Source organism: Nitratidesulfovibrio liaohensis, from assembly GCF_011682075.1.
Classification (GTDB): Bacteria; Desulfobacterota; Desulfovibrionia; order Desulfovibrionales; family Desulfovibrionaceae; genus Cupidesulfovibrio; species Cupidesulfovibrio liaohensis.
In genome coordinates, this window is sequence record NZ_VSMK01000501.1 from 1 (window position 1) to 1708 (window position 1708).

The following is a 1708-nucleotide window of genomic DNA, read 5'->3' on the forward strand; positions in this document are numbered from 1 at the left end:
TTTACTCAGGCCGAAGCCCTTTCACGCACGACTTGCATGTGTTAGGCACGCCGCCAGCGTTCAATCTGAGCCAGAATCAAACTCTCCAGTTGAAAAACTGAAGTCGCACGAACGCCTCGTAATTGAGGCACCCGCACGATTGATTACTATCGTAAAGGCTGATTCCTTCCCGACTCGCTATTTACTTGTCAAAGAACCCGGTCTTGCGAACCCGTTTCGGGTTACCGCAGCATTCTGCGGCCCGTTGCCCCGCCGGGACTTCCCGTCGCGGCGAGGAGCATGTATGCCCCAGCGTCCCGCCAGGTGTCAACCGCTTTTTTCGTTTTCTTCGATTTTTCTCGAAGACCCCGTGAAGCCCGCCAGGGGTTTCAGGAAAGCGCTGACTGATCGGCTAGAAAGAGCGGTGCCATGTCCGTTTGCCCTTGCACGAAGTGGCCGGGGCAATCGGTCGCGGCGAAGGGGGTATCTAGGGTATCAGGCGGCCAAGTGTCAACACGGTTTTTGCCCAAAGCTTGAAACTTACACGCAACACACCGTTTTCTAACGCGTTAATAATTCGCCAACAGCGCCATGTTTTCCCCCTTTCCGCTCCGCCTCTTGCCGGATGCCGCACGCGCAGGTAACACTGCCCACCTGAACGGGACACTCGGTGCGCCTGCCGCGCCGCGCTACCGGCACACACTTTCCTACATATGAATGGAGCATCCATGTCGCAGACACACCGAGCGCAGGGCCGCCAGCAGCAGGACGGCGACTACGTCCGCAAATCCACCATGTACATGGCCGTGGCCGTGGCGCTTATCGTTGGCGCGTTCCTTGGCGTACAGGTGGCGAGCATGTATTCACCCGCGCCCGCGCCGGAAAAGCGTGCCGTGTCCGCCCCCAGCCAGCAGGCCCAGAACGGCGCGGCCAGCCAGATTTCGCCCGACGTCATGGGGCGCATCCTGGAAATGGAGCAGGCGGTGCTGAAAGATCCCAACGACGTGGCCGCATGGACCAAGCTGGGACACCTGTACTTCGACACCGACCAGCCCAAGAAGGCCATCCCCGCCTACGAAAAGTCGCTGGCGCTCAAGCCAAACGATCCGGACGTGCTGACCGACCTTGGCGTGATGTACCGTGAAGACCATCTGCACGACCGCGCCCTGGCCACCTTCGAGAAGGCCATCGCCGCCAATCCCAAGCACCAGATCGCCCGCTTCAACAAGGGCATCGTGCTGTACTTCGACCTGGAGCGGAAGGACGAGGCCATGAAGGCCTGGCGTGAACTGCTGGCCATCAACCCAGACGCCAAGGCGCCCAACGGCCAGCCGTTGAAGGAAATGATGCAGTCGTTGCAGCAGCAGAACAAGTAGAACGGGCACCCGCCCACCACACACCGTGCGGATGCGCGCGGCGGCCACGTGTCGCTGCGCGCTTTTCGTTTGCGGATCATACCCGGCATGAAGGCTCCTGTTCGCCCTGCATGTGTCGCAACCAGCCTCCCGCTTGCGACGCATGCTGCGCCCTATCCCCCCTGCCCCCGACATTCCGGTGTCGCATTCCCCCTGCCGCCATACTCTTCCGCTGACGCAACGGCCTTGATTTCCACTCGCCCCCCATGCCGAAGTGCGCTATGTTCCGACGGGGCGCGGCCCAAGCGCCGCGCCGCGCACGGTCAACACGCAACCCGCGCGCCCCGCGCGCCCCTGGAACCATGCCGCACGCC

The 1708-nt window shown here is 61.9% G+C and carries 1 protein-coding gene and 1 rRNA gene; one reads left to right on the forward strand and one right to left on the reverse strand.

Going from position 1 to position 1708, the window contains the following annotated elements; translation table 11 throughout:
- Positions 1–92: ribosomal RNA gene (locus FVW27_RS14875) — 16S ribosomal RNA — on the reverse strand; the annotation flags it as partial.
- Positions 93–707: 615 nt separating this feature from the next.
- On the opposite strand from FVW27_RS14875, the gene FVW27_RS14880 reads away from it, so the two are divergent.
- Positions 708–1355 carry a tetratricopeptide repeat protein gene (locus FVW27_RS14880; protein ID WP_167126567.1) on the forward strand — a complete coding sequence of 216 codons (648 nt, stop codon included), beginning with the start codon at positions 708–710 and terminating at the stop codon, positions 1353–1355.
- Positions 1356–1708: the final 353 nt, after the last annotated feature.

Excerpts from the sequence above, each read along its gene's own strand:
- FVW27_RS14880 (WP_167126567.1), top strand. The coding sequence starts at position 708 with ATGTCGCAGACACACCGAGCGCAGGGCCGCCAGCAGCAGGACGGCGAC.